Source organism: Lentzea indica (assembly GCF_012184385.1).
GTDB lineage: Bacteria > Actinomycetota > Actinomycetes > Mycobacteriales > Pseudonocardiaceae > Lentzea > Lentzea indica.
This window is the reverse complement of sequence record NZ_VSRL01000176.1, coordinates 1-18,576: the sequence shown is the minus strand read 5'-3', so window position 1 is coordinate 18,576 and position 18,576 is coordinate 1. Positions and strand designations below refer to the sequence as shown.

The following is an 18,576-nucleotide window of genomic DNA, read 5'->3' as shown; positions in this document are numbered from 1 at the left end:
CGGTGTTGCCGGCGGGGATCGCAGCCGCGGCGATCGCGGCGACCGGCACGACGACGACCACCGCCGCGAGCGGGCGTTGGGCCGCGGTGCTCGTCAACTCCGGCGGAACGGACTCGCTGGGCCAACCGATCTCCATGAGCTGGACCCTTTTCGGGTCGCCGGTCTACGTCTCCGTCCGCAACAACGGCTCACTGTCGCTGAGCGGCCAGACCTACACCCTCACCCGTGAGGGAGGTCTGGGCACGTTCACCGCCACCGCCTGCATCGGCGCGACGTGGAACGCCAACGGCACCTGCTCCACCTCGAACACGCGCGTTCTCGACACCACTGCTTCGGGATCGACAGCCGTTTCCCTGGCGCTCGCCACCAACGAGTCTGTGTCGATCAAGGTGTCCGCGAGCGTCGCGGCCCTCACCACCGTGAACCTGTCAGTCAGCGTCGCGAGATCGCAGGCCAGGATCCCGACCACCACAAGTACCTGAGGTGCATCGTGACAACAGCTACCGCGGCACATGACCGGCTTCGCCAGCGGTTCGGCGTGCGGCGAGTGCTCACCGGGACGCTCATCGCGCTGACCACGCTCGTGACCGCTTCGGCTGCTGTGGCGGTGGTGATGCTGCAGATCGCGTTTCTCCCGGTGCTTTCGCCCAGCATGTCCCCGATGCTGGAGGCGGGTGACCTGGCCATCACCAGAACGGTGGCGGTGAGTGAGATCCAGGTCGGGGACGTGGTCGTGCTACCCAGGCCAGACGCCCCTGGACAACGTTACGTGCACCGAATCGTCGAGTTGACCCGGCAGCCAGACGGCCCCGTGGTACGCACCAAGGGCGACAACAACGACACCATCGACCCGTACCAGCTGCGGATCACATCCTCGTCCGTTCCGCTGGTCGTCGGGCGCGTTCCCGACCTGGGCCGGTTCGCGCTTGCCGGCCAGCACACCTGGCCACGGATCGCGCTGATCCTGCTCGTCGGCACGTGCACGCTGCTGGGGGCCAAACGGCTCATCTACCAATCCGGGCCGTCAACGCGCGAGCGCGACACCGACGACCGTGAACGTGCCGGCGTGGTGTGAACGTGTCGTGCCTGAGCACGTGACAAAGCTCTGTACAAGGTATGTCGCGCAACACGACGTGTTTGAACTGAACCAGGTACGCGTGGGCAACGATCCCGCGGCATCACAGGCGTCCCTCTGGCCCGGGCTTGTCACTGTCGCAAAGCTGAACCAGAACCGCCGGACCGATCCGATCGAGTGACAGGCGATGCTCGACGACAAGACGTCCTCGCAAGAAACGCTTGGTCGGAGCTGTTCCCATCTGTTGTGAGTCCTGCCGGGGGCACCACACCGGTTATTGAAGGACATCTGGCAGAGGCGCGGGCTCGACCGACGACGTGACGACCGCCATGTCCGATCATGGCAGGACAACGGACGTGCGAGTGGCGAGAATCGGCGGCATGCTCGACTTCGAGACCTGCTATCGGGCGATGTCCAGCCGCGATCCGCGGTTCGACGGCCGCTTCGTGGTGGCTGTGACGAGCACCGGCGTCTACTGCCGGCCGGTCTGTCCCTCGCGAACGCCGAAGCGGCCGAACACCCGGTTCTTCGTGGTGCCCGCTGCCGCCGAGGCTGCCGGGTTCCGGGCCTGCCGCCGTTGCCGGCCGGAGAGCGCCCCGGAGTCACCCGAGTGGAATGTCCGCGGGGACCTGGTGGCCAGGGCGCTGCGCCTGATCACGGCTGGCGTGGTCGACGAAGTCGGTATCGGTGGCTTGGCTCGGCAGCTCACGGTCAGCGAGCGGCACCTGCACCGGCAGATGGTCGCCGAGCTCGGTGTGGGGCCACAGGCGTTCGCATTGAACCGCCGCGCTCAGATCGCGCGGCTGTTGATCGAGTCGCAGGCGCTGTCGTTGTCGGACATCGCCTTCGCCGCGGGGTATTCGAGCGTGCGTCAGTTCAACCATGGGATCCGGGCGGCGTTCGGCCGCGCGCCAAGCGAGTTGCGAAATGGTTCAGCGAAAGTGGACTGCACCGGCCCTTTGGTGCTGCGGCTGCGCTATCGGCCTCCGTTGTCGGCCGAGCCGTTGCTCGGATGGTTCGCCGAGCGTTTGTTGACCGGGGTGGAGGCGGTCGACGACGGCGAGTACCGGCGGACCCTTCGCCTGCCTCGATCGACCGGCTGGGTTTCGCTGCGCATCGGTGCCGATGCGGTGTCCGTGCGGCTGCATGTGAGCGACCTTCGTGACACCACCGCGGCTGTACAGCGCTGCCGCGAGTTGTTCGATCTGGACGCCGACCCGGACATGATCGCCGAGGACCTCGGCGACGACCCGTTGATCGGTCCGCTGGTCGCGACGCGCCCAGGGCTTCGAGTGCCGGGCTGCGCCGACGGTTTCGAGCTCGCGGTTCGTTCGGTACTGGGGCAACAGGCGGCGCGCCGATTGGTCCATCGGTGGGGTGAACCAGTGGCCGCGCAGCCCTTGACTCATGTGTTCCCGACGCCGGACGCGCTTGCTGAAGCAGACCTGGCCGCCATCGGGTTGACCACGCGGCGTGCGGACACGATCCGCGCCTTGGCGCGGGCCGTCTGCGATGGCGACCTCCGCCTCGACCGGTACGCCGACCGTACGGACACGGTCGCCCGGCTGCTGGCGATACCTGGCATCGGCCAGCGGACTGTCGGGTATGTGGCGATGCACGCGCTGGGCGACCTCGACGCGTTCCCCTCCGGCGACCTCGGACTGCGCGGCGCCGCACGGCGCCTCAGCGGTACTTCGTCACGCTTGGACGAACGGTCCCGGCAGTGGCGGCCTTGGCGGTCGTATGCCGCCATGCACTTGTGGGCAAGCCTGCCCTGAACATCCGGAAGGACCATGCACACCACCACTCTGCCGACCCCGGTCGGCCCGTTCAGCCTGGCCGTCGCCGCGGGCGGGGTCTACGCGGCCGGATTCACCAGCGATCCCAGTCGTCTGGAGTTGCCCGCCAAGCCGGTCACCGGCCTGGGCGACGTTCCTGCGGTGACAGCCGCCGTACGCGCCTACTTCGACGGCGATGTCCACGCGCTCGACGCCATTCCCGTGCACCAGCAGGGAAGCCCGTTCACCGTCTCAGCCTGGAACTCGATGCGCCAGGTGCGGCCGGGCAGCACGGTTACCTATACCGAGCTGGCCGGGTCGGCCGGAAACCCTGGGCGGCAAGGGCAGCCGGTGCGGCGTGTGCGAAAAACCTTGTGCCACTGGTGGTTCCGTGCCATCGAATCGTACGTTCGGACGGCTCACTGGGCGGCTACTACTACGGCTTGGCGATCAAGCGCTGGCTGCTGGCACACGAAGGCGTGGCGTGATGCGGCAATACATGTCGGTGCTGCGCGCCGGCGATTTTCGCCGCCTGTGGCTGGGATCGACGGTGTCGTTGATCGGCGATGGGATGACGTTCGTGGCGTTGTCCTGGCTCGTGCTCGCCCAGACAGACGGCGTATCCCGGCTCGGTCTGCTCGGTGTCTGCTACACGGTGCCGGTCGTGCTGGGCGGGCTGGCCGTCGGGCCACTGCTGGACCGCTTCGACAAACGGGCAGTACTGATCGCCGACAGCTTGGTTCGCGCCGTGGCCGTCGCAACCATCCCACTCACAGCGGCGGTGGGCATGATGCCGGACTGGCTGCCGTTCGGCGTCGCGGCGATATACGGGTTGCTGAAGATGGTGCCGCTCGCCGGATTTCCGGCCGCGATCCCGGCGCTCGTCCGCGAGACGGATCTGAACGCGGCGAACGCGTTGGAGTCGCTGAGTTTCAGCCTGGCCAGCATGATCGGGCCGGTCTTGGCGGGAGTGCTGATCAGCTGGATCGGTCCGGCCGGCGTGCTGGCGGTCGACGCCGCGTCGTTCCTGGTGTTCGCGCTCACCGCGGCACTGGTCCGACGGCCGTTGCGTCCGGCCCGGCAGGCAGCCGCACCGGCGCCACTGCGACGGCTGGGCCGGGACCGAGTGATCATTGTGACCACGGTGGCATTCATGGCCTTCAACATCGCCGAGGGAATGCTCCTGATCACCGCGCCCTGGCTGGCGAAACACGAACTGCCGGGTGGCGCCGGGACACTCGGGGCACTGCTGGCCTCCACCGCCGCCGGAGAGTTCGTTGGCGCCGCCATCGCCGGAAACATGCGCACCGAACGCTCGCCCCTGCGCGCCATCGCAATGGTGCAGATCCCGGCTGCGTGCGCCTACCTCCTGCTGCTCGCCACGCCGAGCCAGATAGCGGTCGGCGCTGGATTCTTCCTGGTCGGCCTGCTCAGTGCTCCGATGACGATCTGGGCACAGTCGCTGCGCATGCAACGTATCCCAGCGGAACTGCACGGCCGCGCGTTCGCCCTGCTACGCACGCTCATGCAAGGGACATTGCCACTCGGATCCGCGCTGGCGACACCCATGCTGGTCCATGGCCAGCTGGCACTCGCCGCAACGGTGATGACCCTGATAGCCGGGCTACCGGGCCTCGCGCTGCTCACCGTCAGGGACGGTTCCAGAGCATCATCAGCACAGACCTGACCAGTCGGTACGGCTCTCAGTAGCCGAACACCGCGCACGCCGGTTCGTCGATCCGGTGGGGATCGGCTACCGCTCCAACACTGACCGCTGTCCGGCGCTGGATCTGTGGTCGGTCCACTACGTGGTCGTCCGCCGGCCGTCTACGAGCAGCCCGTTCCGCACCGGCTACCGCCGAATCCGCGACGGAAACCGCTGCCATCACACGCGCACGGTCGGCGCTGATCTCAAGCTGCTGACGCAGCGTCTCGGCCGAGATCGGCCGCTTGTGGTCAGGCCAGTGCTGAACGTCAGCTCGGCGCGCTTTTCGCAAGCAGTTCGTCAGGCTCGGTCGAGCCTGCGGCTTCGTTCGTCTCCACGGCAGTGTTGTCGTGATGTGGATCGACCACACAGGACGCCAGGCCATGTGAGCACCAACCGCCCGGCTGTCACGAGTCGACACCGCGGGGCCTCCATGCCATCGCTCGATCAACATCAAAACGGCGGCACTCCATGGTGGATTTTGCTCCATCGATCGAGCCCTGCTGTCTCAACGGTGATGATGAACGCACCCGAGCTGCGGGGAATCCCGGTGTCACCGATTTGTCAGCGGCCGCTGACATCGTGCCTGCATGGGCAAAATGAGCATCCTCGCGGTGCTGGCTTCCGCGTTGGGCCTGCTGGTGGCGGCGCCGCTCACCGCCTCCGCCAACAGCTTCAGCCCGCACGCGGACAACTCGGCACACAGCTTCTACTTCGACGACGACCTCAGTGCGGCGCAGAAGAACGGCGTCAACTGGGCGCGTCAGAACTCGCTCGCGCCGACGGACATGACGACGAGCGTGAACGCCACCTACAACACCAAGGTCGACGTGTGGGTGTACTCGACCTGGAACCCGCCGTCGGACCTCAGGAACGCCTACGCGTGGGCGAGCTGCATCAGGCGCGTCAACGCCGCCAAGTGTGAGCAGCACGAGCTCGTGATCAACAACCGCGTGCCGCACAGCAACTACAAGTCTCTCGGTTGCCACGAGATCGGCCACACCGTCGGCCTCGGCCACGCGTCCGGCAAGAACAGCTCGTACACCACGCCGAACCGTTCGTGCATGCGTGGAAACCCGGACCACAACTACTACTCCACGCACGACAAGAACCACATCAACGGCGCCTACTGATGAGGATTTCGATGCGCACCTTGTTCTTGGTGGGCGCCGCCGCGCTCGCGCTCACCGGATGTTCGTCCGCACCCGTTGCCGCTCCTGGTTTCTGGGACGCGCACACCGTTCAGGGCTCGATGCCGGAGGAGCCGGAGACCGTCGAGGACCTCGCCTCGCAGTCCCAGCTGGTGGTGCTGGGCACCATCGGCGGCGTGACCGAGGGCAAGGAGTACACCGACCCCGGCAAGCCCGCCCACCGCACGTCGAACGTGGGGATCAACGTCGAGAAGTCCAGCAAGGCCGGTGTCTCCCAGGCTGTCGTGGAGTTCTCCCGCTCGCCGGAGACCGCGCTGTCCGACGTGGCGACGAGCCTGCCGAAGGGCCGGTACGTCTTCTACCTGCAGCACTGGTACGACGGCCCGGACGGCCCGGTCTACGGGTGCACGTCCGTCGCCATGTGCGTCGTCGGCGTCGACGGCGGCACGTTCGCAACGCCGCGTGATCCCCATCTGGCCGAGGACATGCGCGCCGAGGGACGCGTTCCCGTGAAGAACCAGGCGCCGTCGCCGGACGGGCTGACGGTGGAGCAGATCTTCACCAGCAGTGCCGCCTCTGTGCCCGCCTCCTGACCTGCCCTCACCCCTGCACGGACAGCGGCGCGGCCGGCGAGTGCCGGCCGCGCCGTGTCGTCACAGGTACGGAGGGTAGGAGGGCTGGCCGCCGTCACCGCCCGCGATGTCGTCCAGTTCCTCCTCGTCGACGATGTCGACGACGTTGAGGGCGTTGACGCCGTTGAGGGCGTCCTCCTGCTCGTTCGGTTCGACGTGCTCGTTCATGTCGGCTCTCCTGCTCTTCCACGTTGACTTCAGCGAACGCTGACCGGGGTGTCGGTGAAGGCGAGCACCTTCGCCTGCGACCCGGACGACTTGGTGGGGATGTAGGTCAGGTAGGTCTGCAACCGCGTCACGCGGAACTGGTTCGCCGTTCGCTGTCCGCCCGGCAACGCGGCCTCGTTGCTGCTCGCGTCGAAGGTCACGGAGGCGCCCTTGATCACGTCGACCACGGTGGCCGCGGTGAACGCGAGCACTCCGCCGTCGGTGGTGCGGACCGCGTAGACCGGGTGCGACGCCGGCTCCAGCGAGCGCTGCAGCGTGCGTCCCTTGCTGCGCAGCACGTCCAGGCCGACGGCGTAGCCGTTGGCCAGCTGGTCGTCGAGTGCCGCGCTCCTGGCGAAGTCGTCCTGGCCGGCCAGGCCCGCCGTGTAGTGGTCGAGCACCGCCTTGCCCACCGACTCCGGCTGCACGAGCAGATCGGCGAAGTCTGTCACCGCGGTGGCCGCCGACGCCGCGTTCACCGCGGGCGGGGGTGCGTCGTCCAGTGGTGTCAACGAGTACGCGGCGAGCCATTTGCCGCCGTCGGACTTGGTGAACACGGTGTAGACCGGCCGCGGCGACGGCACGCCGCCGCGTACCCGGTTCGAGGAAGCGACGAACCACTGCGCACCGGACGGCACGATGAACCTGGGGTCACCACTGGTGATCAGCGGCACGGTCTGTCCGCGCGTCTTCGTGATCCGCAGCCACGCGTCGCTGCTGGTGCGCAGCGGCTCGGTCTCGATGCCGGCGAGTCCCGTCGCGTTCAACGCCGCGTTGAGCTCGTTGTTGCCCCGGTCGTACGCGGTGACGACCTCGGCCGCCGCGGAGTTCGACAGCACCGGTGACGCGGGTTGCTCGGTCGCGACGGCCTGGTGTGCCGCACCGCATCCCGCCACCAGCAGCAACAGTGCCGGAAACAGTCTGAACACGAGAGTTCTCCTCATTGCATCTGCCTGCGGACGAGCTGGTGGAACAGTCCGGCGGAGTCGGCCAGCAGTTCGGAGGGGGAGCCGAACTGTTCGATGCGGCCGCCGTTGAGCACGATGACCTTGTCCGCGTCGAGCACGGTGGACAGGCGGTGTGCGATGACGACGCGCGTGGCCTGCAGCCGGCGGGTGCTCTCGGTGACGACGCGCTGGGTTTCGTTGTCCAGTGCGGAGGTCGCCTCGTCGAAGAACAGGATGCGGGGCTTGCGGATCAGCGCGTGCGCGATGACGAGTCGCTGCTTCTGTCCGCCCGACAGCGTGCCGCCCTCGCTGAGCTGGGTGTGCATGCCCATCGGCATCGCCTTGACGTCCTTGGCGATGCCCGCCATCTCGGCCGCCTCCCAGGCCTCCTCCATCGTGTAGTTCTGCGCGCCCGCGATGGCCTCGAAGATGGACCCGCTGGTGGGCTTCGCCTGCTGCAGAACCACACCGCACTGGCTGCGCACGGCCGATGCGTCCAAAGAGGACAGGTCCTGGCCGTCGTAGAGAACGGTGCCCGACACCGGCTTCTCGAACCCCAGCAGCAGCCGCAGCAACGTCGACTTGCCGCAGCCCGACGGGCCGACCACGGCGACGAACTCACCCGGCTGGATGTGGAACGACACGTCGTTCAGCACCGGCGGCGCGTCCTCGACGTAACCGAACGTCAGGTGGTTGACCTCGATGTCACCGGACAGCTCGCTCGGCACGACCGCGGTTGACGACACCTCGAGCGGCTCGGTGAGCACGGGCTTCAGCCGGTTGTACATCGGCACGATCGCGATCACCGACGTCACCGAATTGGTGAGCTGCATCAACGACGCGAGCATGATCGCGAACGCGGCGTTGAACGTGAGGAACTCCGTCACGGTCAGGCTGTCCGAGGCCGGACCGGAGAGGGTGAGGAACAACCCCATCGTGCACAGCGGCACGTATGCGGCGTTGAACGCACCGATCAGGTTCTGGTAGCGGCCGATCCGCTTCTGGTAGTCCTGGCTCAGCACGAAGTCGCCGGCCCAGTCGCCGTACGCGCGGTTCTCCGCGGCCGCGACGCGCAGCTTGGGCAACCCGCGCAGGGTCTGGAACACCTTGTTGGTCAACCGGAAGTCCAGCTCCAGAGACTTGCGCTGCCAGCGCATCTGCCGCACGCCCAACAGCACGAAGACGACCGTGCTCGCCAGGACGAACACGCCGGCCAGCAACGCGAGCGGCACGCTGAACCAGAACAACAGCAGGAAGTTGAACAACGCCAGCACACCGGAGTGCAGCACGATGGAGCTGACACCCATCAGCACCGCGCGCATGTGCTTCACGCCGAGCGCGGCGCTGGCGAGCTCGCCGGTCGAGTAGCGGGTGAAGAACTTCGCGGGCAGCCGCAGCAGGCGGTCCCAGACCGCGGCCTGGAGCGTGGACTCGAACCTGCCCTCGATGCGCAGCAGCGCGACGTTCTCCAGCAACGCGAACGCGGCCCCGACGAGGCTCGCCACGATGAGCGCGACACACAGCTGCACGATCAGACCGCTCTGGGCGCTCGGCACGAACTCGCCGAGCACCTGCCCGGTCGCGATCGGCACGAGCAGACCGAGCAGCACCGACGCGGCCGTCGACAGCACCAGCGTGCGCACGTCGCCGAGGTTGCCGCGCAGGCCGAACCACAGGAGCCGCCAGCTGCGGACCGGTTTCTCCGGCAACGGGCGGTAGAACATCACCGCCCGGCTCTCCAGCTCGCTCGCCAACTCGGCCGTGACGGGCGTGCGCATGCGGGTTTCCGGGTCGACGACGTGGTAGCCGCCACGGCGCCACAGCAACGCGATCGGTGCGTGGTCCTTTTCCCGATGCCCCACGAGCGGGCCGGCGTTGACCCGCCACCACTGGTCCTTCAGCGTGATGGTGCGGCAGCGGAAGCGCGATCGCAGCGCCACCCGTTCGATCGGGCCGACCTTGCTGTTGGTGGTGTTGGTGTCCGGTGCGGTGACCTCGATGCCGAGTTCGGCCGCGGCCAGCCTGCACGCGGCCACGGTCGCGTCCTCGTCGCCGCCGAGCAACGTGGTGTGCGTCCCGTCTTCGGGCTGCAGCAACGACAGCAGCGCCTGGTCCGCCCGGTCACGCACCTCCTCGCCCGCGGCACGGGCGGCGGAAATGCGCTCGTTGTTCAGCCGGTCCTGACGTTCGACCGCGCGGTCGATCGTGTAGAGCACCCTCGTCTGGAGCCCCCGCAGGTACTGCCACAGCAGCCCGTCGGCGAGCAGGCTCTCGGTGTCGTGGACCCGCACGGCCGCATAGGTCTCGCAGGAGATCCAGTCGAGCTCGCCGACCGTGACCGAGTCGCCCGCCTCCCGCATCCGGAAACCGGCGGAGCCGCCGGTGCAGATCCGTCCTTTGTCGACGTCGATCCACAGCACACCCCGTTCGGGACGCGCTTTCTGGCCCGCGGTCAGCTTGATCTCCTCACCCGCGCGCAGCGGCACGAACTCCCGCGGCGGGAGTCCGTCCCTGGTGAAGGCCAGCAGGATCTGCAATCCCGCGTCGATGCCCTGCGCGAGCGCCTGTTCCTCGGGGCTCAACCTTCCGGTGCGGTGCCACTGTCCCGCATCCAGCTCACTGATCCGCAGCTCGCGCAACGCGGCGCCGGCGAGTTGCCGCGCGACCAGGGTGTGCTTGGGGCCGCGGACCGGCGCGGACAGGATCGTGCCCGCGCTCGCCCTGCCCACGAAGTGCCATCTGCCTCCGCTGCCGGTGTCCACCGCGAAGAGGTCGAGTGCGCCTTCGGTGACGAGCCACAGGGTGTTGCGGCCCTCCAACGGGATCCGCTGCGCGCGGCCGACTTCCGTGCCGAGATGCCCCAGCAGGTCGACGACGCCCGAACTCAGCAACTGGGTCATGGTTCAGTGCTCCTTGATGAGGGCGGCGTACGGCCCGCCCGCGTCGGCGAGTTCGGCGTGCGTTCCGCGCTCGACCACCTGACCGCAGTCGAGCATGATGATCTCGTCGCTGTCCCGGATCGTGGAGAGCCGGTGCGCGATGACGATGCACGCGCAGCCGCGGCGCCGGACGTTCTCGGTGATGATCAGCTCGGTCTCGGAGTCGAGCGCGCTGGTGGCCTCGTCCAGCACGAGCACGCTGGGGTTGCGCACGAGCGCCCGCGCGATCTCCAGCCGTTGCCGCTGGCCGCCGGAGAAGTTGCGTCCGTCCTCCTCGACCCTGCTGCCCAGGCCGCCCTGCCTGGCCGACACGACGTCGTAGATCGCGGCGTCCTTCAACGCGGCGATCACGTCTTCGTCCGGAATGGACGGATCCCACAGCGTCACGTTGTCGCGGATGGTGCCCTCGAACAGGAAGATCTCCTGGTCGACGAACGTCACCGACGCGGCGAGCACGCTGCGCGGGATCTCGTCGCGCGGCACGCCGTCGACCAGCACCCTGCCCGACCACGGCCGGTACAACCCGGAGATCAGCCGCGTCGCCGTGGACTTGCCGCTGCCGGAACCGCCGACCAGCGCGACCTGCTCTCCGGGCCCGACCTTGAAGGAGAACTCGTCGAGCAACGGCTTGGCGAGCGGGTTGTAGCCGAAGGTGATCCGGTCGAACAGCACGTGTCCGTTGAGCCGCTTGGCGTGCTCCGGCTCCGGCACCTTGTTCAGCTCGTCCGCCGGGTAGTTCTCCACGTCCCGCAACCGCGTCACCTCGACACCGAAGTCCTGGACGCGCCCGGCGAGACTGGTGAGCTGGGTGATCGGCCGGCTGAACGACGTGACCAGCGTCTGGAACGCCACGAGCAGACCGATCGAGATGTGCCCGTCCACCGCCTGCAGGCCGCCGATCAACAGGATCAACGCGGAGTTCAGCGCCGCCAGCATGGGCGCGACGACCGACAGCATGGCACTGGGTGTGCCGAGCTTCTGCTGACCGGACAACACCTTTGCCTGGTTGCCCGCCCACTTGCGGAAGTACTCGTTCTCACCTCCCGTCGCTTTCATCGTCTCGATCAGCTGCAGACCGCTGTAGGAGACCTGCAACATGTTCGCCTCGTCGCGGGCGAGCTTCTTCACGCCGCTGGCCCTGATGCGGACCACCATCCGCAACGCCACCACGTTGAGCAACGCGATCGCTACACCGATCACGGTGAGCCGGGCGTTGTAGCTCCACAGCAGACCTGCGTACAGCAACACGACCAACGCATCGATGACCGCGGTCGACAGGTCGCGCGACAGCATCTCGGCGACGCTGTTGTTGGAGCGCATGCGGTTCGTGACGTCGGCGGGACTGCGCTGGGTGAAGAACCCCACCGGCAGCTTCAGCAGGTGCCGCATGAACCGCGCACTGCTCAGCGTCGCACTGGCTATTCGGGCCTTCAGCAGATACGACTGCCTCATCGCGGTGACCGCGAACGTGAGCGCCACGGTCGACGCCATCAACGCGAAGAAGGGCAACAGGATCGAGTTGTCGCCGCCGAGCAGGATCATGTCGACGAACGCGCGGGTGAACGCCGGCGTTGCGACACCGACGACCATCAGCAACAGGCTGGCCAGGATGCTCAGCAACAGCAGTCCGCCGATGCCGCGCAACCTCGGCCGAAGTCCGTCGACCAGGCCCGGCCGCTTGCCTCCCGGCTGGAAGTCCGGTCCCGGCTCCATGGCGAGAACGATGCCGGTGAAGCCTTCGTCGAACTCCTCCGCGGGCAGCACCCGGCGCCCTTCGGAGGGATCGTTCACGTGGACGACCGGTCGGCCCCACCGGGTGCCGACTCCCTCCAGCACCACGAAGTGGCGGAACTCCCAGAAGACGATCGCCGGCGGCTTCACCCCGGCGAGTGCCTCCGGGTCCATCTGCATGCCCCTGGCGACCAGCCCGTAGCTGCGTGCGGCCTTCAACAGGTTGGACGCCTTGGACCCGTCCCGCGACACACCACAGGTGACCCGAAGCTCCTCCAGCGGCACGTACCGCTTGAAGTGCGCGAGAACCATCGCCAGCGACGCGGCACCGCACTCGACGTTCTCCATCTGGAGCACGGTCGGCGTCCTGAGCGGGCGGTACTTCCGTTGTGGCGGAGCAGGTTTCGGCTCCGGCGCAGGCTCGGCCGCCTTGGGCGACTCAAGGGTCGTGGTCATCTACAGCACCACCCATTCGATCGGCTTGATCGGGCTCAGCTGCACCGCACCGGTGACGAGCGTGCGCGAGTCGATCCGGTACGGCGGCCCGCTCTGCGTGGACCACCGGTACCCGCTCGCCGTCTCGCCTTCCATGAGCCGTACGACGATCTTCAACGGCTGGCCCTGGGCGGTGAACCGATCGCCGAGCTGGTCGTCGCCGAGGAAGTCCGAGATCTGCTGCCTGCTCTCGGCGAACTGGCTGATCGAGACAACGGTGCCGCGCAGCACCCCGAACTCCTGCGCCGGTGCGGACTGCACGGCGAGGTCGACGGGGGTGTCCTTGCGGATCAGACCGGCCTCACCGGTCGGCACGTAGAGCACGGCGACCAGGCCGTCGGACTGGTCTTCGATGCGCTCGATCACCGCGAGGTCGCTGCCGGCGGCGATGACCTGGCCGACCTTGCCGAGCATCGCGGTGACCCGCCCGCCCGTGACCGACCTGATGATCTCGGTGCGGTTGCCCACCTGGACGGTCAGCATCGGTGTGCCCTGCGGGAACGTGCTGCCCTGGTCCACGAAGACGCCGGTGATCTGGCCCGCGACGGGGCTCTGCAACGTGAAGCTGCCCTGCTGGTGCGTGAGAATGCCCGCGGCGGTCACCATCCGCGGCAACGATCCCACCGTCGCCCAGATCCCGCCGCCGATCACCACGAACGCGACGGCCGCGAGCGCGATCCAGCTGCTCGGCTTGGCGAGCCGGGCCGGCGCGTCCAGCTCGTCGAGCGCGTTCAGCTTCTTCAGTGCGTTCTGCCGGAATTTCACCTGAAACCTCCAAGGAAGCCCCGCCGTTGACGGCGGGGAGGAATCGGACCCCTGCGGAGCAGGGCAGGCTCCAGGAATCGCTGCAGCGGTTCCTGATAGACTCGCCAACGGCACGCGACCCGTGCCACCCCAGCCACGCACCGGCTGGAGCTACGAGCACCACGGGTACCGGTGGTCGACCGGGAACCTGCCCCGTACGGGGTGAATGCCTGCGGAGGCGATGTAAGACGACCAGGCTCTGCCTGGCGCGGTTGCCGATGAAACAGGAACCCTGCGCCGTGAGGCGTGCCTCGCAAGGGGCGTCCGGCCGCAAGGACGGACGGGAATCCCGTTCCTTCGGGGGCGGGAGTAGTCAACTTGGTTGCTCCTCTCCTAGTGCGGTGTCCAGTGACCTTGCCGAGTCCATTCCGCGGCCAGGCTGCCGCGAGGCGTCCTACCGGGCGTGAAAGTGACCGGCGAGGATTCTGGACACCGCACTGGTGAAGGCGCCGAGCCGAGCACGAACTCACCGACGCTGGATTCGGTCTCGTAGTCCAGGCCCGCAGCCGCCGCGAACAGGTCCGCGTCACCGCCGCCGACGGCGCACGGCGCGAGCCGCATCGCCGTTGCCACCAGGTACATGGCCGACATCAGCACCCCGACGTTCTTCAGCGTCAGCGCGTAGCCCATGGACTCGTACTTCCACATCACCCGCCCGAAGCGGGCAGTGATCACGAACAACACCTGCGGTTGTCCCGTCATGCGGGCCGCGGCGGCGGCGTTGCCCGCGAGCCGCGCGACCAACGACTCGTCCGCCTCGACCGGCACCAGCCGGTGGTCGTGCGAGTCGTAGTGGTAAAGCCCTTGCGGCACACCGGTCACGTCGCGCACCACCGGGTAGATCTCCAGCTCGTGCAGCGCGCCGGCGGACGGGTACGGGCGGTCGAGCAGCTGGACGCCGTCCAACGACCACGTGCATCTGGTGCGGGCCGTGCGGAACAGAAACTCGCCGAGCTGTGCCGCGGTCAGCGGGATCGCGTCGTGCACGCGGATCGACCGCCGGGTTTCCATGGCCTCCGTCAACGGCACGTCGCACACCACGTCCGGTTTCAGCAACGGCAAGCCGGGGCCGGTCGGCCACCTGCCGGGCGGCGGGCTGAACCGCCGGGTGGCACCCCACGGGTACTCGTGACGCCCCTGCCTGGTGCGGGCGTGGAACCACAGCTCGTGAGGGCTCCAGGCGCTGGCCTCGTCGGCGTCCGCGAGCACGGCGAGGCCGCAGGCGCACAACACGTGACGTACCACCGGATCGTCCATGTCCAGCAAGGACGGATCGTCCAGGTGCACGGTGAACCCGCTGCGCGGCGACTCCAGCACCAGGTGATCGTCTTCCCTGCGGAGCACCGCGAACCGGGACAGCACAGCGGAGTCCTGCGGTTCGGCGATCGCGAGCAACGCGGTCAGGTTCGCCGCGTGCCTGCCGCCGGTGGGATGCACGGTCAGCCGGACCGTGCCCGCGCACACCAGCGTGGCCGCCAGCCAGTTGCCCCGGCGCAGCCGCATGAGCAACGCGTAGACCTGGGACGCCTCGTTCGCGGCGAGCAGGTCCCGTTCGTCGCGGTCGCTCTCCAGCGCGGCGAGGACAGCGGCCTGAGCCGGGGTCAGCGCGCCCAGCGACTCGGCACCCGTCCTGCTCACCAGCCGGGTCGTGCCATCGGGGCAGGTGCGCACCACCACCCCGGCGCGCAAGCGGATCAGCGTTCTCATCAGAAGAACACGCTCACCGGGTTGAGATCGCCTTCGGCGACGGGCTTGTCGATCCAGCCGAGCCGGACCGGCACGTCGTAGAGGCGGCCGGGAGCGACGCGGCGCCAGAAGTGCCGCATGCCCGGCACGACGACCTTCACGACGTGCAGCTCGATGTCCGGCCTGGTCTGGTCGCACACGATGACTTCGAGCCCCGCGTTCGCCGCCAGGTCGACGCACCGGCGCACCTGCTCGGCGAGGTCGCCGGAAAGTTCGGTCATGTCAACGGAAACCGGTGCGGCGTCCGGGTCGGGCAGCAACCACGGCTGAGCGGCGACCCGCGTCGTGTGCCACCAGTCCAAAGTAGACGGATCGTCCTCCAGGTAGCGGGTGCCGCCGTCCGCTTCGCGGGTGGCCACCGCGGGCAGGAACTGGTTCAGCTCGGTGAGCGCCCTAAGTGCTGCCGTGCGCGGGTCGAGATGGGCACCGAACGCGACGAGGACGTCCTCCACCGGGTGATCGGTCCGCCGCGACACCGCGGCGAACGCCGGCACGCCGAGATCGGTCGTCAGGTCGAGCATCCAGAGCTCACGGCCCAGATCCGCGTAGTACGAACGCAAGGCGTCGACGTACTGGGAACGCAGGCTGCCGAGGTCAACGGCCGGACGCCGCACGTGGTTGTACCACCACAGCGCCACGCTGTCGCGTTCCACGAGCTCGCAGAACCCTTGCAGGATCGCCTCTTCGAGCGTGTTGCCCGCGGCGTTGCCGTTGGAGTCGGCGATGCAGAACGGATACGCGGTCAGTTCGGGATGTCCGAACCAGGTGAACGCGGCGGGCAGGAGGCGTTCCCGGTCGTGGGTCAGCGACCACGCGGACGTCCACTCGATCGGCCGGGCGTGGTGGTACGGCTCCGGCACGTGGTGCAGCCGACCGGCACCCTCGCGGTTGAACGACTGGCGGTTCGCGTACTGGTCGGCGGAGAACAACAGCAGATCCTCCACCGCGACCGCCTTCTGCGGCCCCAGTTCGGCGTAGCTGCCAACGGTCGTCTGCCGGCCGGGTGACCACACGCCGCAGTAACGCTCGATCGCTTCGCACACCGCGCTGACCCTGGCCTGGACGTCGGTGCGTCCCTTGCCGCCGCTCTGGCCGCGCAACGTGCGGCGCAGCCCGTCGATGTTGTTGGTGTTCAGCGCGAAGTTGTGCCCGGCGACGTAACTCGGCGCCAGGTCCACATCGGACAGTTGGCGCAGCGACGTCACCGCGCCGAGCAGCCGGTCGACGTGCTTCTCCAGCCGTCGGAACGTGGCTTCCGGTGCTTCGACCCGGTAGCCGCCGTCACGCGACTGCGCCGGCCGCGAGACCAGACGCACCCGCGGGCACGGACGGAGCAGGGCCGGATCGCCGCACGAAGGGCAGTGCGGCTGCCGGATCAGCGGATGCCGCTCACTGGTCAGGCCGACGAGGTCGTACGACACCAGCACGCCTTCCAGTGCGGGCAGACCGCCGGTGGTGAGTGCGGTCACGGCAGCCCCCGCGATCAGGTGCGCGGCGACACCGGTCGTGTGCGGCAGCGCCGCGACGGACGTCCGCAGCGGACCGGGGTCGGTGTGGTTGAGGTAGCGCGCCACCGGGCGGTTGCCAGACAGTCGCTCCCGCAGGCAGTACCAGCATCCGGTCACGCCGGGACGGAAGAACGGGCCGAGCCAGATCTCGTCACCGACCGGTTTGGCCAGCAGCCACGGCCGATCGCCGAAGTCACCGAGCCGGGGGTTCAGGTAGTCGTCGGTGACGACGATCGTGATGTCGCCGTGCTCCGCCCCGACCCGCACGCCGCTCGCCACCAACGCGTCGCGTGGCCCCGAGAGGTCGACGTCGCCGACGGCGATGAGACCAGCTTCGGCGACCCGCAACGCGACGGAGGCCGCGCCGGGGTCGATGCCCCGTGCGTCCCACGCGGCGGTCCGGCGCACGTCCGCCTCGGGTGCGCCGTCCACGACGTGCCCGAACCGGTGGAACTTCGCCAGGGCGAACAGGCATTCGGGGAGGCTCACCTCCGAGGCGACGGCGGCCGCGATCTCCGGGACGGTCCGCCGACCGTCCAGCAGTGGTGCGATCGCGGCCGCCGCCTCACCGCGTACCAGGTGATGGCCGGTCTCGGAGAGGAGGAACACCTTGTCCGGTGCCACCACCCGCACGACCAGGTGCGCTTTCAGGCGCGGCCGTCGCAGACCATCGGGGTACACGTTGTCCTCCAGAGCTTTCTCAGCGGCCGATCACATCGTGTGGAAGTCGGGCGGCATGACGGTCGTCCGCATTTCACCGGGGCGGTACGGGGCGTCCGAACCCTGCCAAATACCGCCCGCGACGTCGTCCAGCTCGTTCTCGTCCACCTCGGCGGCGACGTCGGGTGTGTTGTTCGGCTCGGTCATGTCGATTTCCTTTCGGTTGATTTACGAACAGCTGCTGCACGGGCAGCAGCAACAGCACGTGTCGGCGCCACCCGCCACCGCGTCGAGGTCCTCCTCGGACAACTCCCGCGTGTCGATCTGCGGCATGTCTGGGACGTACAGCACGTACCTGCCAGAGCTGAAACCGTTGCCCCAGAGCGTGATCTGCGCTTCGAGATCGGGATCGGCGTCACGAGAGCGGATGATCTCGACCTCGGCGTCCGCCGGTGTGTCGAGCCCGTTCTCGCCCAGCACCACCCGTGGCTCCCGTGCGAGCCGTTCGGTGAACTCGTCGCTAGACCACGCCTGGCTCAGGACTCTGGTGTAGGCACTGATGAATGTGGCCTTCGCGCGAGGGTCCATTTCCTTGGTTCCTTTCCCTTACGAGACCAATGAGACCCTTTGACCCGTACGAGCGACAAGGAAAAACGGAAGGTGGTGCGCACACTTCTCGCTGGTGCGTCTTATTTCTTTCGCTCAGGCCGGGACGGCCTTTCGCGGCAGAGCCGCACGAAGTTCGCGACGGTCTCGCACACCGAGCTTGCGACTGGCGTTCGCGAGGTGGATCTCGACCGTCCGGCGCGTCACGTAGAGCTGCTCGGCGATCTGCTTCGTCGACTTCTCGCTGTACGCGGCGATCGTCGCCACGCGGTACTCGGCGGCGGTGAGGCTCTCCAGGCCCGACTTGCTGACGTCGCGCAACCGTCCGCCTGCCGTGAGCAGCTCGGTCTTCGCCCGGTCCACGAGCAGTGCGACGCGCACTCGGTGGCGAGGTCGACCGCATCGTGCAGGGTTCGCCGTGCCGCCGTGAGCCGTTTCGCCCTCCGCTGCGCCGCTCCGTACGCGGTCAGGCTCTTGGCCCGCTCCAGCTGGTACGGCGTACCGTCCACAACGGACAGTGCTTCCTCCAGCAACGCGAGGCCGAGCGGCCCGCGCACGATCGCCGCCACGGCGCGCAACGCGCGGGCGAGCG

The 18,576-nt window shown here is 68.2% G+C and carries 17 protein-coding genes; 7 read left to right on the top strand and 10 right to left on the bottom strand.

Translation table 11 applies throughout. The annotated features are described in order from the left end of the window. The 7 genes from FXN61_RS34345 to FXN61_RS34315 form a co-directional block, all read left to right on the top strand. A partial coding sequence (locus tag FXN61_RS34345; protein ID WP_167978108.1) for a hypothetical protein occupies positions 1-482 on the top strand: 482 nt, incomplete at its 5' end. Between the two features lie 8 nt (positions 483-490). After that, entirely contained in the window at positions 491-1,075 is a 585-nt protein-coding gene (locus FXN61_RS34340) for a signal peptidase I (protein ID WP_167978107.1), read from the top strand. Between the two features lie 356 nt (positions 1,076-1,431). Continuing rightward, positions 1,432-2,853, top strand: coding sequence for a DNA-3-methyladenine glycosylase 2 family protein (locus FXN61_RS34335; RefSeq protein WP_312878203.1), 1,422 nt, complete (start codon positions 1,432-1,434; stop codon positions 2,851-2,853). Beyond that, positions 2,799-3,341 (top strand): methylated-DNA--[protein]-cysteine S-methyltransferase, encoded by a 543-nt coding sequence (locus FXN61_RS34330; RefSeq protein ID WP_312878202.1) that lies wholly within the window; start codon positions 2,799-2,801, stop codon positions 3,339-3,341. Before FXN61_RS34335 ends, FXN61_RS34330 begins: the two co-directional genes overlap by 55 nt. 11 nt (positions 3,342-3,352) lie before the next feature. After that, complete coding sequence (locus FXN61_RS34325; RefSeq protein ID WP_223165712.1) at positions 3,353-4,540, top strand: MFS transporter; 1,188 nt, start codon at positions 3,353-3,355, stop codon at positions 4,538-4,540. 608 nt (positions 4,541-5,148) lie between these two features. Continuing rightward, on the top strand, positions 5,149-5,691 hold the full coding sequence (locus FXN61_RS34320) for a hypothetical protein (RefSeq protein ID WP_223165710.1): 543 nt from the start codon (positions 5,149-5,151) through the stop codon (positions 5,689-5,691). An 11-nt stretch (positions 5,692-5,702) separates the two neighbouring features. Next, positions 5,703-6,302 carry a hypothetical protein gene (locus FXN61_RS34315; RefSeq protein WP_223165709.1) on the top strand — a complete coding sequence of 200 codons (600 nt, stop codon included), beginning with the start codon at positions 5,703-5,705 and terminating at the stop codon, positions 6,300-6,302. Positions 6,303-6,362: 60 nt separating this feature from the next. Here the strand turns inward: FXN61_RS34315 and FXN61_RS34310 are convergent, their stop codons facing one another. The 10 genes from FXN61_RS34310 to FXN61_RS50995 form a co-directional block, all read right to left on the bottom strand. After that, the gene (locus FXN61_RS34310; protein ID WP_167978106.1) at positions 6,363-6,509 is read right to left on the bottom strand and encodes a hypothetical protein; all 147 of its coding nucleotides are present in this window, start codon (positions 6,507-6,509) and stop codon (positions 6,363-6,365) included. A 29-nt stretch (positions 6,510-6,538) separates the two neighbouring features. Further along, positions 6,539-7,477, bottom strand: a complete 939-nt coding sequence (locus tag FXN61_RS34305) for a DUF8094 domain-containing protein (protein ID WP_167978105.1) — start codon at positions 7,475-7,477, stop codon at positions 6,539-6,541. 11 nt (positions 7,478-7,488) lie between these two features. Next, a complete protein-coding gene (locus tag FXN61_RS34300) occupies positions 7,489-10,395 on the bottom strand; it encodes an NHLP bacteriocin export ABC transporter permease/ATPase subunit (RefSeq protein ID WP_167978104.1) in 2,907 nt (968 codons plus the stop codon). A gap of 3 nt (positions 10,396-10,398) precedes the next feature. Further along, positions 10,399-12,621, bottom strand: coding sequence for an NHLP family bacteriocin export ABC transporter peptidase/permease/ATPase subunit (locus tag FXN61_RS34295; RefSeq protein ID WP_167978103.1), 2,223 nt, complete (start codon positions 12,619-12,621; stop codon positions 10,399-10,401). After that, positions 12,622-13,425 carry an HlyD family efflux transporter periplasmic adaptor subunit gene (locus tag FXN61_RS55835; RefSeq protein WP_167978102.1) on the bottom strand — a complete coding sequence of 268 codons (804 nt, stop codon included), beginning with the start codon at positions 13,423-13,425 and terminating at the stop codon, positions 12,622-12,624. It lies immediately after the preceding gene. A 372-nt stretch (positions 13,426-13,797) separates the two neighbouring features. Next, on the bottom strand, positions 13,798-15,171 hold the full coding sequence (locus tag FXN61_RS34285) for a SagB/ThcOx family dehydrogenase (RefSeq protein WP_167978101.1): 1,374 nt from the start codon (positions 15,169-15,171) through the stop codon (positions 13,798-13,800). Continuing rightward, positions 15,171-17,399, bottom strand: a complete 2,229-nt coding sequence (locus tag FXN61_RS34280) for a TOMM precursor leader peptide-binding protein (RefSeq protein WP_167978100.1) — start codon at positions 17,397-17,399, stop codon at positions 15,171-15,173. Before FXN61_RS34280 ends, FXN61_RS34285 begins: the two co-directional genes overlap by 1 nt. Positions 17,400-17,429: 30 nt before the next feature. Continuing rightward, a complete protein-coding gene (locus FXN61_RS34275) occupies positions 17,430-17,585 on the bottom strand; it encodes a hypothetical protein (protein WP_167978099.1) in 156 nt (51 codons plus the stop codon). Between the two features lie 21 nt (positions 17,586-17,606). Continuing rightward, positions 17,607-17,966 (bottom strand): hypothetical protein, encoded by a 360-nt coding sequence (locus FXN61_RS34270; RefSeq protein ID WP_167978098.1) that lies wholly within the window; start codon positions 17,964-17,966, stop codon positions 17,607-17,609. Between the two features lie 114 nt (positions 17,967-18,080). Then, entirely contained in the window at positions 18,081-18,365 is a 285-nt protein-coding gene (locus FXN61_RS50995) for a helix-turn-helix domain-containing protein (RefSeq protein ID WP_223165707.1), read from the bottom strand. Positions 18,366-18,576: the final 211 nt, after the last annotated feature.